The sequence below is a fragment of the Prevotella sp. P5-50 genome, assembly GCF_002251295.1.
Classification (GTDB): domain Bacteria; phylum Bacteroidota; class Bacteroidia; order Bacteroidales; family Bacteroidaceae; genus Prevotella.
In genome coordinates, this window is sequence record NZ_NPJA01000037.1 from 1 (window position 1) to 401 (window position 401).

1 tRNA gene and 1 rRNA gene are annotated in these 401 nt (G+C 46.4%); both read left to right on the plus strand.

Going from position 1 to position 401, the window contains the following annotated elements:
* A 16S ribosomal RNA gene (locus CIK88_RS08835) occupies nt 1–104 on the plus strand; the annotation flags it as partial.
* Nucleotides 105–209: 105 nt separating this feature from the next.
* Nucleotides 210–283: transfer RNA gene (locus tag CIK88_RS08840), tRNA-Ala, on the plus strand.
* Nucleotides 284–401: the final 118 nt, after the last annotated feature.

The window sequence follows — 401 nt, forward strand, 5'->3', positions numbered from 1 at the left end:
CTGAAGTCCGTGACCGCAAGGGTCGGCCTAGGGTGAAACCGGTGATTGGGGCTAAGTCGTAACAAGGTAGCCGTACCGGAAGGTGCGGCTGGAACACCTCCTTTCTGGAGACGGATCTTAGATAATTAGGGTAGTTTCAAAAGAATGGGATGAAGCATTGGTTTGTTCAGACACTCCTTCGGCTTCTTGTACTAACAAAATCTGTTTTTGGGGGATTAGCTCAGTTGGCTAGAGCGTTTGCATGGCATGCAAGAGGTCATCGGTTCGACCCCGATATTCTCCACTTGTCCTTGAAATAGAGGAAAGAGATCTTTGACATATTGACACAAGCAAGACTGTAGATTAGATAATAAATCAGAAATCAACAGCTGAAAGTATGAGCACTTATGCATACGGCCGCC